We start from the raw sequence: 16,630 nt of genomic DNA, 5'->3' as shown, positions 1-16,630 counted from the left end.
CCCTAGAACTGGAGCCCGGCTTCGCGGGCGCTGTCAGCCAGCGCCTTGACGCGGCCGTGGTAGACGTAGCCGTTCCGGTCGAACACCACGGACGTGATGCCCTTCTCCTTCAGGCGGGCGGCGATGCTGGCACCGACGGCCTTGGCGGCTTCGATGTTGGCGCCGTTCTTCAGCTTCTCGCGCAGGTCCTTCTCGAGGCTGCTGGCGGAGGCCAGGGTGATGCCCTTGCTGTCGTCCACCGCCTGCACGTAGATGCGCTTCAGGCTCTTGTAGATGGTGAGGCGGGGCCGCTCGGGCGTGCCGCTCACGCGGCCGCGGATGCGGGCCTTGGTCTTGTCACGCCGAATGTTGATATCGTTCGCCATGGGTTCCCCTTACTTCCCGGTCTTGCCGGCCTTGCGGCGGATGACTTCGCCGGTGTACATGACGCCCTTGCCCTTGTAAGGCTCGGGCTTGCGGAACTTCCGGATGTCGGCGGCGACCTGGCCCACCAGCTGCCGGTCGATGCCGGTCACGACGATGTGGGTGGCCTTCTCGACGGCCATCTGGATGCCCGCGGGAGCCTCGTACTTGATGGGATGGCTGTAGCCCAGCTCGAGGTTGAGCTTGGCGCCGTCCATGGCGGCCTTGTAGCCGACGCCGACGATGTCCAGCTCCTTCTTCCAGCCCTCGGTCACGCCAGTGACGGCGTTGCCGAGCAGGGCGCGGGTCAGGCCGTGGTAGGCACGGGTCTGGGGCTCATCGTTGACGCGGGTGAGGTTCACGGAGTCGGCCTGGACTTCGAGGGTGATCCCGGTGGGGATCGGGCAGGTGAGCTTGCCCTTGGCGCCCTCGACGACGGCCTCGGACCCGGTGACTGTGACCTTCACGCCCTTGGGCAGCGTCACGGGCTTCTTTCCGATTCGAGACATGGTGGATTCCTTAGATGAGGGCGGCGATGCCGCCCATTTCAGGATGGGTTACCAGACGTGGGCGAGGACTTCGCCGCCGACGTTCTGCTTCTTGGCGTCCTTGCCCGTCAGGAGGCCCTTCGGGGTGGACAGGATGGCGATGCCGAGGCCGCCGTGGACCTCGGGGATCTCCTGCGCGCCGGAGTAGATGCGCAGGCCGGGGCGGGACACGCGGCGCAGGCCGTGGATCACGTTCTCCTTGTCCTTCACGTACTTGAGGTTGAGGATGAGGTACGCGCGGCCCTCGTGCTCCACCTGCTTGAAGGAATGGATGTAGCCCTCCTGCTTCAGGATGCCGCAGAGGCCAGCCTTGATCTTGGAGGCGGGCACCACCACGGCATCGTGACCGGCCATGATGCCGTTGCGGATGCGGGTGAGGTAGTCAGCGATGGGATCGGTATGCATGGTCCCCTCTCCTTACCAGCTCGACTTCTGGACGCCCGGCAGCTCGCCGTTGAGGGCGAACTTGCGGAAGCACAGACGGCAGAGTTCAAACTTGCGCATGAAGCCCCGGGGCCGGCCGCAGCACTTGCAGCGGTTGCGGTGCTGGGTCGAGAACTTCGGCTTGCGCGAATCCTTGACGATTTTGGAAATCTTGGCCATCGGTATGATCTCCTTAGCCTATTTGCGGAAGGGCATACCGAGGTGGGCCAGCAGGGCCCGCGCTTCGGCGTCGTTCTTGGCGGTGGTCACGAAGGTGATGTTCATGCCCTTCATCTTGTCCACCTTGGCGTAGTCGATCTCCTGGAAGATCAGCTGATCCTTGAGGCCCAGCGTGTAGTTGCCGCGGCCGTCGAAGGACTTGGTGGGCACGCCGCGGAAGTCGCGGACGCGGGGAAGGGACAGGGTCACCAGGCGGTCGAAGAACTCCCACATGCGGGGACCGCGCAGGGTCACCATGCAGGCGATGGGCATGCCGGCGCGCAGCTTGAACTGGGCGACGCTCTTCTTGGCCTTGCGCACGACGGCCTTCTGGCCAGCGATGGCGGTCAGCTCGTCAACAGCCACGTCCAGGACCTTGATGTTCTGGATGGCGTCGCCGACGCCCATGTTGATGACGATCTTCTGCAGGCGGGGCACCTGCATGGCGGAGGAGAAAGCGAACTCCTCCTTGAGCTTCGACACCACCTCCTGGTGGTAGCGAGCCTTGACGCGGGGCTCCGCGTGGTCCTGCTTGGCAGTCATGGATGCCTCCATTTCCGTGGGGCGGCTATGCCCCAGGGGTTCGGGAGGGCGGGGGGGCTTGGGACGGCGGTCCGGCCCGTTTCCCCCCAACCTCAGTTGTCATGGCGCGATATGCGCCGTGGATTCCCACCCCGCGCACGGGGCAGAACGAAGATCTTCCCATGAAGTAAGGAAGATGGAAAGCGAATTGCTTACGAACGCTTGCGGGTGCCCTTGCCAGTCTTGGCGTCGAGGAGCATGACGTTGGAGGCGTGGATGGAGGCCTCCTTCTCGACGATGCCGCCGCCCTCCCCGGTCTGGGGATTGGGCTTGGTGGCCTTCTTGATCATGTTGACGCCGACGACGACCACCCGGTTGGTGGCGGGGCTGACCTTGGAGACGGTCCCGGTCTTGCCCTTCTCCTTGCCGGCGATGACGACGACCTGGTCGCCCTTCTTGAGCTTCATCTTGGTGGTGGTGGCTTCCATTACAGCACCTCAGGGGCGAGGGAGACGATCTTCATGTACTTCCGCTCGCGCAGCTCGCGGGCCACGGGGCCGAACACGCGGGTGCCGACGGGCTCGCCATCCTTCTTGATGATGACGGCGGCGTTCTCGTCGAAACGGATGTAGGAGCCGTCCTTGCGGCGGTAGGCCTTGCGCTGGCGGACGATCACGGCCTGGACGACGGCCTTCTTCTTGACCGTGCCGCCCGGGATCGCTTCCTTGACGGAGGCGGTGATCACGTCGCCGAGCTGCGCGATCTTGCCCACACCGCCGCCCAGGGGCAGGATGCAGCAGATCTTCTTGGCGCCGGAGTTGTCGGCGACGGTGAGCATGGTTCCCATCTGGATCATGTGAGCTCCTTACTCGCCGGCCTTCTGGACGATCTCGAGGACCGTCCAGCGCTTGCGCTTGGAAAGGGGGCGGGTCTCCACGATCTTGACCACGTCGCCGATGCCGCAGGCGTTGGTCTCGTCGTGGGCCATGAACTTGGCGGTCTGCTTGACCGTGCGGTGGTAGAGGGGGTGCTGGAACTTGCGCTCCACCTTCACCACCACGGTCTTGTCGGCCTTGTTGGAGACCACGACGCCGTTACGAATCATCTTGTTTTCGAGGCTCATGGGATCTCCTAGGCCAGCTTCGTCGCCAGGGCGGTTTTGACACGGGCGAGCTCACGGCGAGTCTTGCGGATCTCGGCGGTGTTCTCGACCTGGCCCACGGCGTGCTGGAAGCGGAGGGTGAAGCGCTTGGCGGCCAGTTCGGCCTCCAGCTGCGCCAGCTCCTCGACGCTCTTGCCGGTCAAATCGGAAAAGGGATTCTTCTTGGTCATGGCGATCACTCCTCCGGCGGCGTGCGGGTGACGATTTCAGACGCCACGGACAACTTCATCTGGGCCAGGCGCAGGGCTTCGCGCGCCACCTCGTCGGTCACCCCCTCCATCTCGAAGAGGATGCGGCCAGGGCGGATCACCGCCACCCAGCCGTCCGGAGCCCCCTTGCCGGAGCCCATGCGGGTCTCCGCGGGCTTCGAGGTGGTGGGACGGTCCGGGAAGATGCGGATCCAGATCTTGCCGCCGCGCTTGATGTGGCGGGTCATGGCGATACGGGCGGCTTCGATCTGGCGGTTGGTCAGCCAGCAGTGCTCCGTCGCCTTGAGGCCGTAGTCGCCAAAGGCGAGATCATTGCCGCGCGTGGCGACGCCGCGGGTGCGGCCCTTCTGGGTTTTGCGGTTCTTGACCTTCTTGGGCATCAGCATGGGGTCACCTCAGCGCTTCACGGTCTCGGCAACCTGGTCGCCCAGGTTCACCCAAACCTTGATGCCGATGATCCCGTAGGTCGTGCGGGCCTCGGCGAAACCGTAATCCACGCCCGCGCGAATGGTCTGCAGGGGCATCTGACCGGAGAGGTAGTCCTCGGTCCGGGCGATCTCGGCGCCGTTCAGGCGGCCGGAGACCTTGATCTTGAAACCCTTGGCGCCGAAGCGGATCGCGGCCTCCTCCGCCTTGCGCATGGCGCGGCGGAAGGCGATGCGGCGCTCGAGCTGCTGGGCCACGCCCTCGGCCACGAGCTGGGCATCGACCTCAGGCTTCTTGATCTCCTGGATGTCGACGGACACGGGGCGGTTCAGGCGCTTCTGGAGGTCTTCGCGAAGCTTGTCGATCTCGGCGCCCTTGCGGCCGATAACGATGCCGGGACGGGCGGTGAAGATGCGCACGGTGACCTTGTCCGCGGCGCGCTCGATGTCGATCTTCGAGATCATCGCGTTCAAGCTGTGCAGCTGCTTCTTGAGTTCGCGGCGCAGCTTAATGTCCTCGTGAAGCAGCGAAGAGTACTCGCGCTTGGAGAACCACTTGCTGCGCCAGTTCTTCTGGTGGACGAGGCGGAACCCGTAGGGGTGGACCTTCTGACCCATGACTACTCCTCCCCGGCCGCAGAAAGCTGGATGGTGATGTGGCAGGTGCGCTTCTGGACCCGGTAGGCGCGGCCCATGGGTGCAGGGCGGACCCGCTTCATGCGGAAGCCCTCGTCCACGAAGGCGGTCTTGACCATCAGCTCGTCCGGGTTGACGGACGGGTTCTTGTCGATGGCGTTGGCCACGGCGGAATCCAGGAGCTTGCGGATGGGGGCGGCGGCGTACTTCTTGGCCTGCGCGAGCACCCACTGGGCCTCGCCGACGTGCTTGCCGCGGATCATGTCCACCACGAGGCGGGCCTTCTGGGCCGAACCGCGCAGGTGGCGAACGGTGGCGCTGGAAACGATCTCAGCCATCGCTACTTCCCCTTCGCCTTGGTGTCGGCCTTGCCAGCGTGACCCTTGAAGGTGCGGGTCAGGGCGAACTCGCCCAGCTTGTGGCCGATCATGTTCTCGGTGACATAGACAGGAATGAACTTGTTGCCGTTGTGCACGGCGAGGGTCAGTCCGATCATCTGCGGGACCACGGTGGAGCGGCGGGACCAGGTCTTGATCACGCGCTTGTCGTTGGCCGCCTGGGCGACTTCCACCTTCTTCTGGAGGTGGGCGTCAATGAACGGGCCTTTTTTCAGGGAACGTGCCATTGTCGGGCCTCCTAGTTGATCCGCTTGACGATGAACTTGTCCGTGCGACGGTTGCCACGGGTCTTGTAGCCACGGGTCGGCTGGCCCCAGGGCGTCACGGGGTGACGGCCACCGGAGGTGCGACCCTCGCCGCCACCGTGCGGGTGGTCGACGGGGTTCATGACCACGCCGCGGACGGTCGGACGGATGCCCTTCCAGCGGGTGCGACCGGCCTTGCCGATCTGGATGTTCTCGTGCTGCAGGTTGCCGACGGTGCCGATGGTCGCGTAGCAATCCAGGTGGATCTTGCGGATCTCGCCGGAGGGCATGCGGAGCTGGGCGTAGTCGTCCTCCTTCGCCACGAGCTGGGCGAAGGTGCCGGCGGCGCGGGCGATCTGGCCGCCCTTGCCGGGCTTCATCTCGATGTTGTGCACCGTGTTGCCCACGGGGATGTTCCGCAGGGGCAGCGCGTTGCCCACCAGGATGTCGGCGTTCTTGCCGGCCACCACGGTGCGGCCCACTTCCAGGCCATCGGGGGCCAGGATGTAGCGCTTCTCGCCGTCCGCGTAGACCAGGAGGGCGATGCGGGCGGTGCGGTTGGGATCGTATTCGATGGTCGCGACCTTGGCCGGGACTTCGAGCTTGTTGCGCTTGAAGTCGATGATGCGGTACTGGCGCTTGTGGCCGCCGCCGATGTGGCGGGTGGTGACCCGACCGGTGTTGGACCGGCCGCCAGTGCGGTTCTTCTTGGCAATCAGGGAACGCTCAGGCGTATCCGTCGTGATTTCCTCGAAGCCGAACTTGGACATGCCGCGCTGACCGGGGGTCGTGGGCTTGAGCTGCTTGATGCTCATGGGTGTCCTCTTGCCTCAGGGTTGAAAGGGGCGGGCGATAGTGGGCAAAGCTTGTCCGTCCGCCATGGATCGCCTACTCGGACGCGGGTGCGCCTTCGGCGAGTTCGACATAGGCCTTCTTGCGGGGGCTGGAGGTCCCCACGAAGCGGCCGAGGCGCTTGGTCCGGCTGGGGATCCGCACGGTGCGGACGCTCTTCACCTTGGACTGGAGCAGGAGCTCCACGGCCTCCTGGATCTGGTGCTTGGTGGCCCAGGTGGCCACCTCGAACACCTGGATGTTCTTCTCCCGCAGGATCTGGCCCTTCTCGGTGAGGAGGGGCTTGCGGATCACGTCGAAGATCTTGGTCATGGCTTCACCACCTCCTGGAGGGCCAGGACGGCTTCCTTGGAGAAGATCACCTGGTCGTACTTGAGGAGCTCATAGACGTTGACGCCCAGGCTCTCGACGGTCTGCAGCTTCGGGTTGTTGCCGGCGGCGCGGGAGAGCTTCTCGCTGGCCTCGGTGCCCACCAGGAGGGCGGAACCGGTGACGCCGAGCTTGCCCAGGGTCTGGATCAGGGCCTTGGTCTTGTGGGACTCGACCTCCCAACTCTCCACCACCAGCATCTGGCCGCTGGCGAGCTTCGCGGACAGGGCGTTCCGCAGGGCGGCGCGCCGGGCCTTCTTGGGGAAGGCGTAGTCATAGGAACGGGGGTGGGGGCCATGGACCGTGGCGCCGCCCTTCCACAGCGGGCTGCGGATGGAGCCCACGCGGGCGCGGCCGGTGCCCTTCTGCTTCCAGAGCTTCTTGCCGGAGCCGCTGACTTCCCACTTGTCCTTGGTCTTGGCGGTGCCGGAGCGGCGCTTGGCCAGGAAGTGGCGAACCGCTTCCCAGATCAGGTGCTCGTTCAGGTCCTCGAGCTTGAACACCTCGGGCAGGAGGTCGACGGTGCCGACCTGCTTGTTGTCGAGGTTGACGACGGGGTGCTGGAACGCTGCCATCCTAGGCCTCCTGCTTGATGACGATGTACCCACCCTTGGGGCCGGGGACGGCGCCCTTGATGAGCAGCAGGTTGTTCTCGGCGTCCACCTTGGCGATCTCCAGGTTGCGCACGGTCACCTGGGCGTCGCCCATGTGGCCGGCCATGCGCATGCCGGGGAAAACGCGGCTGGGGTAGCTCGACTGGCCGATGGAGCCGGGAGCGCGGTGGAACATGGAGCCGTGGGTCGCGCGGCCGCCAGCGAAGTGGTGCCGCTTGATGACGCCGGCGAAGCCCTTGCCCTTGCTGATGCCGGTGACGTTCACCTTGGTCTTCGCCTCGAAGGCGCTGGCCAGGACGCTGTCGCCGGGCTTGGACGTGTCAGCCGCGTCCACCTTGATCTCGCGCAGCACGCGGACCGGAGCGACGCCCTGCTTCTCGCAGTGGCCCTTCTCGGCCTTGGAGGCGCGCTTGCCGCCATTGGGGTCCACGTAGCCGATCTGCACGGCCTCGTAGCCATCCTTGGCGGAGGTCTTGCGCATCACGACCACGCAGGGGCCGGCCTGGATGACGGTCACGGGGACGATCTGGCCCTGCTCATTGAAGATCTGGGTCATCCCCAGCTTCTTGCCGATGATTCCTTTGGACATGTTTTCTCCCCCCTCTACCGGTTGCCCTGACGGCTGAAGACCTTGATCTCCACGTCGACGCCAGCGGGCAGGTCCAGGCGCATGAGAGTGTCCACGGTGTTCTGGGTCGGGTTCAGGATGTCGAGCAGCCGCTTGTGCGTGCGGATCTCGAACTGGTCCCGGCTCTTCTTGTCCACGTGGGGGGAACGGTTCACGGTGTACTTGTTCGTCCGGGTGGGGAGGGGAATCGGTCCCGCCACCTGGGCGCCCGTGCGCTTGGCGGTGTCCACGATCTCGCGGGTGCTCTGATCGAGCAGACGGTGGTCGAAGGCACGCAAACGGATGCGGATGTTGTCTTTCATGCTCACTCCATTGGGACGGGAACCGTCCATAGACGTGGGGCGCTGACCGCCCATGTAAATCCGTCCCAACGACAGGGACAGGGCTGATCAGCATAACAAAAGCCGCTGCAAATTCAACGGCTTTTTGAGAGAACGCACGACCTCCCGGGGGAGGAAGCGGGTGGATCTAGAGGCCCGGCAACCCGAAGGTTCGAAGGACGGCCTCACCCCCGGAGGGGGCTAAGACTGCAGATAAAGCAAGTTACTGATGTTGGTGCAATGGGAGGCAACGAGGGCTGGCTTCGCCAGGCCGAGTTGCGGGGGTCCGGGGGTGTGTGCGAAGCACGGAACCCCCGGAGAACATCGACCTACTTGGCACCCTTGACCTTGGCGATGATTTCTTCCGCCACGTTCCGGGGAGCCTCTTCGTAGTGCGAGAACTGCATGGTGTAGGTGCCGCGGCCCTGGGTCATGGAGCGCAGGGTCGTGGAGTAGGCGAACATCTCGGCCAGGGGCACCTTGGAGGTGATGACCTTGGAACCCGAGCGCTCTTCCATGTTCTCGATGCGGCCACGGCGGCTGTTCAGGTTGCCGATGACGTCACCCATGTAGTCCTCGGGGGTCTCGACCTCCACGGCCATGATGGGCTCGAGGATCACGGGGCTGGCCTTCTCGCAGCCAGCCTTGAAGCCCATGGAACCGGCGATCTTGAAGGCCATTTCGTTGGAGTCCACTTCGTGGAAGCTGCCGTCGTAGATGGTCACCTTGATGTCCACCACGGGGTAGCCGGCGAGGACGCCGGAGTGCATGGCCTCCTGGATGCCTTCGTCGGTGGGCTTGATGTATTCCTTGGGAACCACGCCGCCCTTGATCTCGTTGATGAACTCGTAGCCCTTGCCGACCTCGTTGGGCTCGACGATGAGCTTGACGTGGCCGTACTGGCCGCGGCCACCGGACTGGCGGACGAACTTGCCCTCGGACTCCACCCGCTTGCGGATGGTCTCGCGGTAGGCCACCTGGGGCTTGCCCACGTTGGCCTCGACCTTGAACTCGCGCATCATGCGGTCGACGATGATCTCGAGGTGCAGCTCGCCCATGCCGGCGATGATCGTCTGGTTGGTCTCGGGATCGGTCTTCACCTTGAAGGTGGGATCCTCCTGGGCCAGGCGGGCCAGGGCGATGCCCATCTTCTCCTGGTCGGCCTTGGTCTTGGGCTCGATGGCGACCTGGATCACGGGATCCGGGAAGTCCATGGACTCGAGCACCACGGGGTTGTTCTCGTCGCAGATGGTCTGGCCGGTCAGCACGTCCTTCAGGCCCACGGCGGCTCCGATGTCGCCCGTGCGGACTTCCTCGATGTCTTCGCGCTTGTTGGCGTGCATCTGGAGGAGGCGGCCGATGCGCTCGCGGCGGCCCTTGTTGGCGTTGTAGACGCCGGAGCCGGCCGGCAGGATGCCGGAGTAGACGCGCAGGAAGGCCAGGGAGCCCACGAAGGGATCGGCCATGATCTTGAAGATGAGGGCGCTGAAGGGCTCGTTGTCGTCGGCCTTGCGCTCCACCTCGTTGCCGTCGCTGTCCATGCCCTTGATGGCGGGGATGTCCAGGGGCGAGGGCATGTAGCTCACCACGGCGTCGAGCATGGGCTGGACGCCCTTGTTCTTGAAGGCGGAGCCGCAGGTCATGGGCGTGAAGGCCAGCGACACGCAGCCCTTGCGGATACCCTCGCGCAGCTCGGCCTCGGTCAACTCCTCGCCGCCCAGGTACTTCTCCATGAGGTGCTCGTCGGTCTCGGCGACCATCTCGACCATCTTCTCGCGCCACTCCTTGGCGGTCTCCACCAGGTCGGCGGGGATCTCGCCGTAGAGGGTCTTGAATCCCTTGTCGGCATCGTCGAAGGTGACGGCCTTCATGAGGATCAGGTCCACCACGCCCTTGAAGTTCTCCTCGGCGCCGATGGGGATCTGGATGGGGCAGGGACGCGCCTTCAGGCGGTCCTGCATCATCTTGACGACGCGGAAGAAGTCCGCGCCGGTGCGGTCCATCTTGTTCACGAAGGCCAGGCGGGGCACGCCGTACTTGTCGGCCTGGCGCCACACGGTCTCGGACTGGGGCTGCACGCCACCCACGGCGCAGAACACGGCCACGGCGCCGTCGAGCACACGGAGGCTGCGCTCCACCTCGGCCGTGAAGTCCACGTGGCCCGGGGTGTCGATGATGTTGATGCGGTGCTCTACGCCCTTCAGCTGGCCGGTCTGGGGCGTCCAGGCGGCCGTGATGGCGGCGGAGGTGATGGTGATGCCCCGCTCCTGCTCCTGCACCATCCAGTCGGTGGTCGCGGCACCCTCATGCACCTCGCCGATCTTGTGGATCTTGCCGGTGTAGTAGAGGATGCGCTCCGTCGTGGTGGTCTTGCCGGCATCGATGTGCGCCATGATGCCGATGTTCCGGTAGCGCTCGAGGGGGGTCTGGCGGGCCACAGCGGCCTCCTGAAAGGATCAATGCAGAATCGGAGTCGGGAAATGCTTCAAAGACCTTCGCGGAAGGAGCCGCCGGGTTGGCGGCTCCTTCCGGTCGGACGGGCTGCTACCAGCGGAAGTGCGCGAAGGCCTTGTTGGCCTCGGCCATCTTGTGGACGTCGTCCTTCTTCTTGATGGCGGCGCCGCGGAAGTTCATGGCGTCCAGGATCTCGCCAGCCAGCTTGTCGCGCATGGTGCGCTCGCCGCGGGAGGCGGAGTAGATCTTCAGCCAGCGCATGGCCAGGGACTGGCGGCGGTTCTGGGGAACCTCCACGGGCACCTGGTAGGTGGCGCCGCCCACGCGGCGGGACTTCACTTCCACCGAGGGCTTGATGTTGTTGAGGGCCTTCTGGAAGGCCTCCAGGGCCTCCTCGCCGGACTTCTTGGCGACGATCTCCAGCGCCCCGTAGAGGATGCGCTCGGCGGTGGCCTTCTTGCCGCGCTCCATGAGGATGTTCACGAACTTGGAGACGACGAGGCTGTTGTAGACGGGATCCGGGAGGATCTCACGCTTGGCGGGTGCGTTGCGACGGGCCATGTTTCACCTCCCCTACTTCTTCTTGGCCGGCGCGGCGCCAGCCTTGGGGCGCTTGGCGCCGTACTTGGAACGGGACTGGTTGCGGCCCGCGACGCCGGTGGCGTCCAGGGTGCCGCGGACGACGTGGTAGCGCACGCCCGGCAGATCCTTCACGCGGCCGCCGCGGATAAGCACGATGCTGTGCTCCTGCAGGTTGTGGCCCACGCCCGGAATGTAGGTCGTGCACTCGATGCCGTTGGTGAGGCGCACGCGAGCCACCTTGCGAAGCGCGGAGTTCGGCTTCTTGGGGGTGGTGGTGAACACACGGGTGCACACGCCACGCTTCTGCGGGCAGGCGTCGAGCGCGGGGCTCTTCGTCTTGTTCTGGAACGTCTTCCGCCCGAGGCGGATCAGCTGATTGATGGTAGGCACACCATCCTCCAAGGAAGGCGCCGGTGGATCCGGGCCTGGGCCCGAGAGGTTCGCCGCGATGGAGGCTCCGGAGAACGTCGGACGGATGAAATCCTGCGCCGGCCCACGGGGCCGGAACCATCTAGGTTATCGGAATGGCCATGGAAGTCAACGCACCAGGCGGAAACCCATGGAGACGGGCCTCACCCGGCCAGGGGGCACCCGCAGCCGCCAGCGGCGCAGCCGTGACCGCCCTTGGAGGCCTCCGGGGCCGAAGCGGAAGCCGTGGCGGGCGCGGAGGCGGCGCCCTTGTACCACCCCCCGCCGGTCAGGGCGAAGGCCGACACGGACAGCTGCCGCCTCATGCCGCCGGGCTCGCCGCAGGCCGGGCACGCATGCGTGTCGGGGGCGGACATGCTCTCCAGCTTCTCCTCGGGCTGGCCACAAGCTTCACAACGGTATTCATAGAGCGGCATGGCAGACTTCTCCTGGGACTTCTCCCTGAACCTTCCATTTTATCCTGGTCTCTTAGATGCCGTCACCGACCCGTTTCTTCCAGAGCCCTGAAGCCTTCCTCGCGGCCGTGCCCCGTCCGGGAACGCTGTGCTTCACCAACGGCTGCTTCGACCTGATCCATCCAGGCCACGTGCAGTACCTGGCCGAGGCCCGCGCCCTGGGTGACTTCCTCGTGGTGGGCCTCAACAGCGACGCCTCCGTGGCGCGGCTCAAGGGCCCGGGCCGGCCGCTGCAGGACGAGGCCGCCCGGGCCACCATCCTCCTGGCCCTGCGCAGCGTGGATGCGGTCGTGCTCTTCAGGGAGGACACGCCACTGGAGCTCATCCGCGCCCTCCAGCCGGACGTGCTGGTGAAGGGCGGAGACTACACGCCGGACAACGTGGTGGGGCGCGAGATCGTGGAGGCGCACGGGGGGAAGCTGGTGCTCCTGCCCTTCCTCCCGGGCCACAGCACCTCGCGCATCGAGCAGCGGATCCTCAGCGGGCGCGGCGTCACGCTCGAACCCCGCGCATAGATCCTTCGGATGATCCAATTGTGACAGTACCTCGCTAGGCTGGGACCGGCCTCACACCGGGGCCCGTCATTGTCGGAGGTCTCATGCGTCACCGCGTTGCCCTTGCCCTCGCCCTTCTGGGCCTGCCCCTCGCCGCCCAGGACATCACTGGCGGTCTGCAGACGGGGCTCACTCTGCCGGTCGGGGACCTGAAGGACAAGACCGATTTCGGCACCAACCAGTTCTTCGGCGCCCACATCGGCGGTCACCTGGACTTCAACATCACCTCCCACCACCAGGTCCGCGCCCAGTTGACCTACCACAGCCTTCCCGGCTCCGGCTGGGGCGGCCCGGCTGATGTCAACAACGACTTCAAGATCCTGCAGATTGGTGCCGACTGGGTCTACAACTTCCAGAGCCCGAACCAGGGCTGGTACACCATCGCCGGCGCCTCCCTCAACAGCGTCAAGGACGATTACAGCGGAAACGGCTTCAGCGGCAGCGCCAGCCAGAGCGGCAAGCTCGGTATCCGTGGCGGTGGCGGCTACACCTTCAACAAGATGTTCTCCCTCGAAGGCTCCCTGAACCAGGTCTTCGTGGACAAGAACGGCAACGATGGCTTCGGCTTCGACACCGCCACCTGGCTCCAGGTGAGCGCGGTGTTCCGCTTCGGCCGATAGCCTCCGTTCCACTCACGAAAAACGGGCCGCGATCGCGGCCCGTTTTTTGTGAAGACTGGAAAAAGCTAGAGCAGGGGCGACAAGAGCTGCCAGTACTTGGGCAGGGGCCAGAGGTCGGCGTCGCAGGCCTCTTCCAGGAGGTCGAGCACCTCCCGCAGGGCGTGCTTGGCCTCGTTCACCTTCTGCCCGAAGGCCTCGGTCCGCGCATGCAGGTCCTCGATGGCATCCGCGTCGGCCAGGGCGGCCTTCATGGCGGAAAGGCGTGACTGGGCCTCGCCCGCGAGGGTGGCCTGGGCCTGGAGCGAGGCCTTCAGGGTCTCGGGCACCGCGATGCCCGCGGCTGCCAGCCGGCCGAGGCTCTTGGCCCGGGCTCCCAGGTCCGCCGTGATGGACGGCAGGATCTGGGTCTCCGCCATCTCGCGCAGCACCTGCGTTTCGATGGCGATGGCCTTCTGGTACTGCTCGTGGCGGATGTGGATGCGGGATTCCAGCTCACCTTCGGACAGGATGCCCGGCTTGGAGAACACGGACTTGGCCGCGGGGTTCTCCCAGATGTGCAGGGCCGCCACCGTGTCCTTCGCGTGGGGAAGGCCGCGGCGCTCGGCCTCCGCCTTCCACTCGTCGGAGTAGCCGTTCCCCTCGAAGCGGATGGACTTGGTCTCGATGATGGCTTCGCGCACCACGGACAGGACGGCGGCACGGTGCTCCTTGCCGGCCTTGATCTCGGCGTCGAGCTTGGCGTTCAGCCCTTCCAGTGCCTCGGCCACGGCGGCGTTGATCACCGTCAGCGGCAGGGCGATGGGCTGGCTGGAACCCACGGCGCGGAACTCGAACTTGTTGCCCGTGAAGGCGAAGGGGCTGGTGCGGTTGCGGTCCGTGGCGTCCTTCTCGATGCGGGGCAGGTTGCCGATGCCGAGATCCAGGATGCGCTGGGAGGAGGCGTCGGCGGCCGCGCCCTTCTCGATGGCGTCGAGGATGTGGCTCAGCTGGGCGCCGAGGAACACGGACATGATGGCCGGCGGCGCCTCGTTGGCGCCCAGGCGGTGGTCGTTCCCGGCGCTGGCGATGGCGGCCCGCAGCAGGCCGCCGTGGGTGTGGATGGCCTTCAGGGTGGCGCTGAGGAAGTAGAGGAACTGCAGGTTCTCCTCGGGAGTCTGCCCGGGCTCCAGCAGGTTCTGGCCCTCGTCCGTGGCCAGGCTCCAGTTCACGTGCTTGCCGCTGCCGTTGACGCCAGCGAAGGGCTTCTCGTGCAGGAGGATGGCCAGGCCGTGGCGCTCGCCCACGGACTTGAGGATCTCCATGAGCAGCTGGTTGTGGTCGCTGGCGATGTTGGCGGCCTCGTAGATGGGCGCGATCTCGAACTGGTTGGGGGCCACCTCGTTGTGGCGGGTCTTGGCGGGGATGCCGAGCTTGAAGCACTCCAGCTCGACCTCCTGCATGAAGCCGAGGACCCGCTCCTTGATGCTGCCGAAGTAGTGGTCCTCCAGCTCCTGGCCCTTGGGCGGCTTGGCGCCCTGGAGGGTGCGGTTGGCGAACATGAGGTCCGGCCGCTGCTGGGCCAGCTCCAGGTCCACGGCGAAGTACTCCTGCTCGGGGCCGCACTGGGCCACCACCGCGTCGGCGGCTACGCCGAAGTGGGCCAGGCCCTCGCTGGCGCGCCGGGAGACCACCTCCATGGACCGCAGCAGGGGCACCTTGTGGTCCAGGGCCTCGCCGTGGTACCCCACGAAGGCCGTGGGGATGCAGAGGGTCTTGCCGATGGGGCCTTCGATGAGGAAGGCCGGGCTGGCCGGATCCCAGGCCGTGTAGCCGCGGGCCTCGAAGGTGGCGCGCAGGCCGCCGCTGGGGAAGGAACTGGCGTCGGGCTCGCCCTGGATGAGCTGGCTGCCGCTGAAGCGCTCGATGACCTGGCCCGGCTCGTCCCAGGAGATGAAGGCATCGTGCTTCTCGGCGGTGGCGCCGGTCATGGGGAGGAACCAGTGGGTGAAGTGCGTGCAGCCCTGCTCCAGAGCCCAGTCCTTCATGGCCTGGGCCACGCTCTTGGCCACCTCGGGCGACAGGGCCTCGCCGCGCTTCAGCGCCTGGCGGTAGGCCTTGTAGACATCCTTCTGCAGGCGGTCGCGCATGGTCCGCTCGCTGAAGGTGTTGCAGCCGAAGTACTGGCTGATCTTGGTCTGGTCCAGCCGTGAGATGCTGGAAGTGTCTGGCGCCGGCGCCTTGGCCATGTGTCCCCCCTTTGGACGGTGGTGAAAGATGACTGTAAATACAAAAGGACCGATGTCCGCCCCTCGGGGGCAGCCATCGGATTCCCATGTCCACCTGGATCCTGCGATCCACCCCCAGGGTAGCGGAATCCCCCTTGTGGCGACAGATTTTCCCGTCTGCGAACGGGCTCTTTTTCTCCTGGGGGATCTCCAGAGGCGGCAGGAAGGGATCCCCCGCCCCGCCGCCCTGGCCTGGGAACGGGCGGCCTTCGCCGCCGTCTTCGACGACCCGGGTCCGGGACAGCGGATCCGCCGGTTCCTTGAGAAGGCCTAGAATGGAGCCATGGACCTGACCGCCCCCTACGTCCCCGACCTCGAAAGCATCCCCGCGGGCCTCGACCTGCCCGCCGAGATCCGGCGGCTGAAGGCCGAGCGGCGGGCCGTCCTCCTGGCGCACTACTACCAGGAACCCGAGATCCAGGATCTGGCGGACTTCGTGGGGGACAGCCTCCAGCTCAGCCAGCAGGCGGCCAAGGCCGATGCCGACGTCATCGCCTTCTGCGGCGTCCACTTCATGGCTGAGACCGCCAAGATCCTCAACCCCGGCAAGACCGTGGTCATCCCCGACATGGACGCCGGCTGCAGCCTGGCGGACCGCTGCCCGGCGGACCACTTCGCCGAGTGGCTGAAGCAGTACCCGGATCACGACGTGGTCAGCTACATCAACTGCTCCGCGGGCGTGAAGGCCCTCAGCACCGTCATCTGCACCAGCAGCAACGCCGTGCGCGTGGTGGAGAGCCTGCCGAAGGATCGCAAGATCGTCTTCGCCCCCGATCGCCACCTAGGCAAGTGGGTGATGCAGCAGACGGGTCGCGAGATGGTGCTCTTCCCTGGCTTCTGCATCGTCCACGAGCAGTTCACGGCCAAGCGCCTGGCCGCCCTCAAGGCCCAGCACCCCGAGGCCAAGCTCATCGCCCACCCCGAGTGCGACGCCACCGTCAGCCAGCTGGCAGACTTCGTGGGTTCCACGGCGGCCCTGCTCAACTTCGTGGCCAAGGACAGCGCCAAGGCCTTCATCGTGGCCACCGAGGCCGGCATCCTCCACCAGATGCGCCACCGGCGGCCCGACGCCGAGCTGATCCCCGCCCCGGCGGACAGCGGTTGCAACTGCAGCCTCTGCCCCTACATGAAGCTCAACAGCCTGGAAAAGCTCTACCTCTGCCTGCGGGACCTGCAGCCGGAGATCCGCCTGGACGAGGCCGTCCGGCTGAAGGCCCTCAAGCCCCTGGAGCGGATGCTGGCCCTGGGTTAGGAGGCCGGCGGCCGCTAAGCTGGCTGTCACCCCCTTCCCGCCGAGCCC

The 16,630-nt window shown here is 66.0% G+C and carries 26 protein-coding genes; 3 read left to right on the top strand and 23 right to left on the bottom strand.

From position 1 onward, the window contains the following. Nucleotides 1–2: 2 nt before the first annotated feature. From rplR to MLE64_RS08450, 22 genes are all read right to left on the bottom strand, one after another. Entirely contained in the window at nt 3–365 is a 363-nt protein-coding gene (gene rplR / locus MLE64_RS08555; protein ID WP_243317347.1) for a 50S ribosomal protein L18, read from the bottom strand. Between the two features lie 9 nt (nt 366–374). Next, a complete protein-coding gene (gene rplF, locus MLE64_RS08550; protein WP_243317346.1) occupies nt 375–911 on the bottom strand; it encodes a 50S ribosomal protein L6 in 537 nt (178 codons plus the stop codon). Nucleotides 912–959: 48 nt separating this feature from the next. Next, on the bottom strand, nt 960–1,355 hold the full coding sequence (rpsH, locus tag MLE64_RS08545) for a 30S ribosomal protein S8 (protein WP_243288432.1): 396 nt from the start codon (nt 1,353–1,355) through the stop codon (nt 960–962). A 12-nt stretch (nt 1,356–1,367) separates the two neighbouring features. Then, nucleotides 1,368–1,553, bottom strand: a complete 186-nt coding sequence (locus MLE64_RS08540) for a type Z 30S ribosomal protein S14 (RefSeq protein WP_026852743.1) — start codon at nt 1,551–1,553, stop codon at nt 1,368–1,370. Nucleotides 1,554–1,571: 18 nt separating this feature from the next. Continuing rightward, complete coding sequence (gene rplE, locus MLE64_RS08535) at nt 1,572–2,135, bottom strand: 50S ribosomal protein L5 (RefSeq protein ID WP_243295503.1); 564 nt, start codon at nt 2,133–2,135, stop codon at nt 1,572–1,574. 191 nt (nt 2,136–2,326) lie between these two features. Continuing rightward, nucleotides 2,327–2,602: a 50S ribosomal protein L24 gene (rplX, locus tag MLE64_RS08530; RefSeq protein WP_243317345.1), complete on the bottom strand. Its 276-nt coding sequence runs from the start codon at nt 2,600–2,602 to the stop codon at nt 2,327–2,329. Next, on the bottom strand, nt 2,602–2,970 hold the full coding sequence (gene rplN / locus MLE64_RS08525; RefSeq protein WP_026852746.1) for a 50S ribosomal protein L14: 369 nt from the start codon (nt 2,968–2,970) through the stop codon (nt 2,602–2,604). Before rplN ends, rplX begins: the two co-directional genes overlap by 1 nt. A gap of 9 nt (nt 2,971–2,979) precedes the next feature. Further along, a complete protein-coding gene (gene rpsQ, locus MLE64_RS08520; RefSeq protein WP_026852747.1) occupies nt 2,980–3,237 on the bottom strand; it encodes a 30S ribosomal protein S17 in 258 nt (85 codons plus the stop codon). A gap of 8 nt (nt 3,238–3,245) precedes the next feature. Beyond that, nucleotides 3,246–3,446, bottom strand: coding sequence for a 50S ribosomal protein L29 (rpmC, locus tag MLE64_RS08515; protein WP_026852748.1), 201 nt, complete (start codon nt 3,444–3,446; stop codon nt 3,246–3,248). 5 nt (nt 3,447–3,451) lie between these two features. Continuing rightward, nucleotides 3,452–3,871, bottom strand: a complete 420-nt coding sequence (gene rplP / locus MLE64_RS08510; protein ID WP_243317344.1) for a 50S ribosomal protein L16 — start codon at nt 3,869–3,871, stop codon at nt 3,452–3,454. A 9-nt stretch (nt 3,872–3,880) separates the two neighbouring features. Continuing rightward, nucleotides 3,881–4,528 carry a 30S ribosomal protein S3 gene (rpsC, locus tag MLE64_RS08505; RefSeq protein ID WP_243317343.1) on the bottom strand — a complete coding sequence of 216 codons (648 nt, stop codon included), beginning with the start codon at nt 4,526–4,528 and terminating at the stop codon, nt 3,881–3,883. A gap of 2 nt (nt 4,529–4,530) precedes the next feature. Further along, nucleotides 4,531–4,884 carry a 50S ribosomal protein L22 gene (rplV, locus tag MLE64_RS08500; protein WP_043483641.1) on the bottom strand — a complete coding sequence of 118 codons (354 nt, stop codon included), beginning with the start codon at nt 4,882–4,884 and terminating at the stop codon, nt 4,531–4,533. Between the two features lie 2 nt (nt 4,885–4,886). After that, the gene (rpsS, locus tag MLE64_RS08495) at nt 4,887–5,171 is read right to left on the bottom strand and encodes a 30S ribosomal protein S19 (RefSeq protein WP_026852752.1); all 285 of its coding nucleotides are present in this window, start codon (nt 5,169–5,171) and stop codon (nt 4,887–4,889) included. 11 nt (nt 5,172–5,182) lie between these two features. Beyond that, nucleotides 5,183–6,004 (bottom strand): 50S ribosomal protein L2, encoded by an 822-nt coding sequence (gene rplB / locus MLE64_RS08490; protein ID WP_243295500.1) that lies wholly within the window; start codon nt 6,002–6,004, stop codon nt 5,183–5,185. Nucleotides 6,005–6,077: 73 nt separating this feature from the next. Next, nucleotides 6,078–6,353, bottom strand: a complete 276-nt coding sequence (locus MLE64_RS08485) for a 50S ribosomal protein L23 (protein ID WP_026852754.1) — start codon at nt 6,351–6,353, stop codon at nt 6,078–6,080. Beyond that, on the bottom strand, nt 6,350–6,985 hold the full coding sequence (gene rplD, locus MLE64_RS08480) for a 50S ribosomal protein L4 (protein ID WP_243288438.1): 636 nt from the start codon (nt 6,983–6,985) through the stop codon (nt 6,350–6,352). The genes MLE64_RS08485 and rplD overlap by 4 nt, the downstream gene beginning before the upstream one ends. Before the next feature lies 1 nt (nt 6,986). Beyond that, entirely contained in the window at nt 6,987–7,613 is a 627-nt protein-coding gene (gene rplC / locus MLE64_RS08475) for a 50S ribosomal protein L3 (RefSeq protein ID WP_243317342.1), read from the bottom strand. Nucleotides 7,614–7,627: 14 nt separating this feature from the next. After that, a complete protein-coding gene (rpsJ, locus tag MLE64_RS08470; protein WP_043483643.1) occupies nt 7,628–7,954 on the bottom strand; it encodes a 30S ribosomal protein S10 in 327 nt (108 codons plus the stop codon). 347 nt (nt 7,955–8,301) lie between these two features. Next, entirely contained in the window at nt 8,302–10,410 is a 2,109-nt protein-coding gene (gene fusA / locus MLE64_RS08465) for an elongation factor G (protein WP_243295499.1), read from the bottom strand. Between the two features lie 106 nt (nt 10,411–10,516). Then, nucleotides 10,517–10,987, bottom strand: coding sequence for a 30S ribosomal protein S7 (gene rpsG, locus MLE64_RS08460; protein WP_243317341.1), 471 nt, complete (start codon nt 10,985–10,987; stop codon nt 10,517–10,519). Nucleotides 10,988–10,999: 12 nt separating this feature from the next. Beyond that, nucleotides 11,000–11,398, bottom strand: coding sequence for a 30S ribosomal protein S12 (rpsL, locus tag MLE64_RS08455; RefSeq protein ID WP_026852760.1), 399 nt, complete (start codon nt 11,396–11,398; stop codon nt 11,000–11,002). A 182-nt stretch (nt 11,399–11,580) separates the two neighbouring features. Further along, complete coding sequence (locus tag MLE64_RS08450) at nt 11,581–11,853, bottom strand: FmdB family zinc ribbon protein (protein WP_243317340.1); 273 nt, start codon at nt 11,851–11,853, stop codon at nt 11,581–11,583. Between the two features lie 56 nt (nt 11,854–11,909). Between MLE64_RS08450 and rfaE2 the strand changes: the two genes are divergently transcribed. After that, nucleotides 11,910–12,407, top strand: a complete 498-nt coding sequence (gene rfaE2 / locus MLE64_RS08445) for a D-glycero-beta-D-manno-heptose 1-phosphate adenylyltransferase (RefSeq protein WP_243317339.1) — start codon at nt 11,910–11,912, stop codon at nt 12,405–12,407. A gap of 83 nt (nt 12,408–12,490) precedes the next feature. Then, nucleotides 12,491–13,066 (top strand): outer membrane beta-barrel protein, encoded by a 576-nt coding sequence (locus tag MLE64_RS08440; RefSeq protein ID WP_243317338.1) that lies wholly within the window; start codon nt 12,491–12,493, stop codon nt 13,064–13,066. Between the two features lie 65 nt (nt 13,067–13,131). On the opposite strand, the gene MLE64_RS08435 is transcribed toward MLE64_RS08440, so the two are convergent. Next, complete coding sequence (locus MLE64_RS08435; RefSeq protein WP_243295495.1) at nt 13,132–15,291, bottom strand: glutamine synthetase III family protein; 2,160 nt, start codon at nt 15,289–15,291, stop codon at nt 13,132–13,134. 322 nt (nt 15,292–15,613) lie between these two features. Between MLE64_RS08435 and nadA the strand changes: the two genes are divergently transcribed. Next, nucleotides 15,614–16,582 (top strand): quinolinate synthase NadA, encoded by a 969-nt coding sequence (gene nadA, locus MLE64_RS08430; protein WP_243317337.1) that lies wholly within the window; start codon nt 15,614–15,616, stop codon nt 16,580–16,582. Nucleotides 16,583–16,630: the final 48 nt, after the last annotated feature.

The sequence above is a fragment of the Geothrix paludis genome (assembly GCF_022808815.1).
Classification (GTDB): domain Bacteria; phylum Acidobacteriota; class Holophagae; order Holophagales; family Holophagaceae; genus Geothrix; species Geothrix paludis.
This window is presented reverse-complemented; position numbering and strand designations above follow the sequence as displayed.

What these genes read in the sequence shown, in the direction of transcription:
- MLE64_RS08440 (WP_243317338.1), top strand. Translation starts at nt 12,491, where the DNA reads ATGCGTCACCGCGTTGCCCTTGCCCTCGCCCTTCTGGGCCTGCCCCTC.
- rpsH (WP_243288432.1), bottom strand. Translation starts at nt 1,355, where the DNA reads ATGCATACCGATCCCATCGCTGACTACCTCACCCGCATCCGCAACGGC.
- nadA (WP_243317337.1), top strand. Translation starts at nt 15,614, where the DNA reads ATGGACCTGACCGCCCCCTACGTCCCCGACCTCGAAAGCATCCCCGCG.
- rplD (WP_243288438.1), bottom strand. Translation starts at nt 6,985, where the DNA reads ATGGCAGCGTTCCAGCACCCCGTCGTCAACCTCGACAACAAGCAGGTC.
- rpsG (WP_243317341.1), bottom strand. Translation starts at nt 10,987, where the DNA reads ATGGCCCGTCGCAACGCACCCGCCAAGCGTGAGATCCTCCCGGATCCC.
- rplP (WP_243317344.1), bottom strand. Translation starts at nt 3,871, where the DNA reads ATGCTGATGCCCAAGAAGGTCAAGAACCGCAAAACCCAGAAGGGCCGC.
- MLE64_RS08540 (WP_026852743.1), bottom strand. Translation starts at nt 1,553, where the DNA reads ATGGCCAAGATTTCCAAAATCGTCAAGGATTCGCGCAAGCCGAAGTTC.
- rplR (WP_243317347.1), bottom strand. Translation starts at nt 365, where the DNA reads ATGGCGAACGATATCAACATTCGGCGTGACAAGACCAAGGCCCGCATC.
- rfaE2 (WP_243317339.1), top strand. Translation starts at nt 11,910, where the DNA reads ATGCCGTCACCGACCCGTTTCTTCCAGAGCCCTGAAGCCTTCCTCGCG.
- rplF (WP_243317346.1), bottom strand. Translation starts at nt 911, where the DNA reads ATGTCTCGAATCGGAAAGAAGCCCGTGACGCTGCCCAAGGGCGTGAAG.
- rplC (WP_243317342.1), bottom strand. Translation starts at nt 7,613, where the DNA reads ATGTCCAAAGGAATCATCGGCAAGAAGCTGGGGATGACCCAGATCTTC.
- rpsJ (WP_043483643.1), bottom strand. Translation starts at nt 7,954, where the DNA reads ATGAAAGACAACATCCGCATCCGTTTGCGTGCCTTCGACCACCGTCTG.
- rplE (WP_243295503.1), bottom strand. Translation starts at nt 2,135, where the DNA reads ATGACTGCCAAGCAGGACCACGCGGAGCCCCGCGTCAAGGCTCGCTAC.
- MLE64_RS08450 (WP_243317340.1), bottom strand. Translation starts at nt 11,853, where the DNA reads ATGCCGCTCTATGAATACCGTTGTGAAGCTTGTGGCCAGCCCGAGGAG.
- rplV (WP_043483641.1), bottom strand. Translation starts at nt 4,884, where the DNA reads ATGGCTGAGATCGTTTCCAGCGCCACCGTTCGCCACCTGCGCGGTTCG.
- MLE64_RS08435 (WP_243295495.1), bottom strand. Translation starts at nt 15,291, where the DNA reads ATGGCCAAGGCGCCGGCGCCAGACACTTCCAGCATCTCACGGCTGGAC.
- rpsC (WP_243317343.1), bottom strand. Translation starts at nt 4,528, where the DNA reads ATGGGTCAGAAGGTCCACCCCTACGGGTTCCGCCTCGTCCACCAGAAG.
- rpsS (WP_026852752.1), bottom strand. Translation starts at nt 5,171, where the DNA reads ATGGCACGTTCCCTGAAAAAAGGCCCGTTCATTGACGCCCACCTCCAG.
- rplN (WP_026852746.1), bottom strand. Translation starts at nt 2,970, where the DNA reads ATGATCCAGATGGGAACCATGCTCACCGTCGCCGACAACTCCGGCGCC.
- rplB (WP_243295500.1), bottom strand. Translation starts at nt 6,004, where the DNA reads ATGAGCATCAAGCAGCTCAAGCCCACGACCCCCGGTCAGCGCGGCATG.
- MLE64_RS08485 (WP_026852754.1), bottom strand. Translation starts at nt 6,353, where the DNA reads ATGACCAAGATCTTCGACGTGATCCGCAAGCCCCTCCTCACCGAGAAG.
- rplX (WP_243317345.1), bottom strand. Translation starts at nt 2,602, where the DNA reads ATGGAAGCCACCACCACCAAGATGAAGCTCAAGAAGGGCGACCAGGTC.
- rpsQ (WP_026852747.1), bottom strand. Translation starts at nt 3,237, where the DNA reads ATGAGCCTCGAAAACAAGATGATTCGTAACGGCGTCGTGGTCTCCAAC.
- rpmC (WP_026852748.1), bottom strand. Translation starts at nt 3,446, where the DNA reads ATGACCAAGAAGAATCCCTTTTCCGATTTGACCGGCAAGAGCGTCGAG.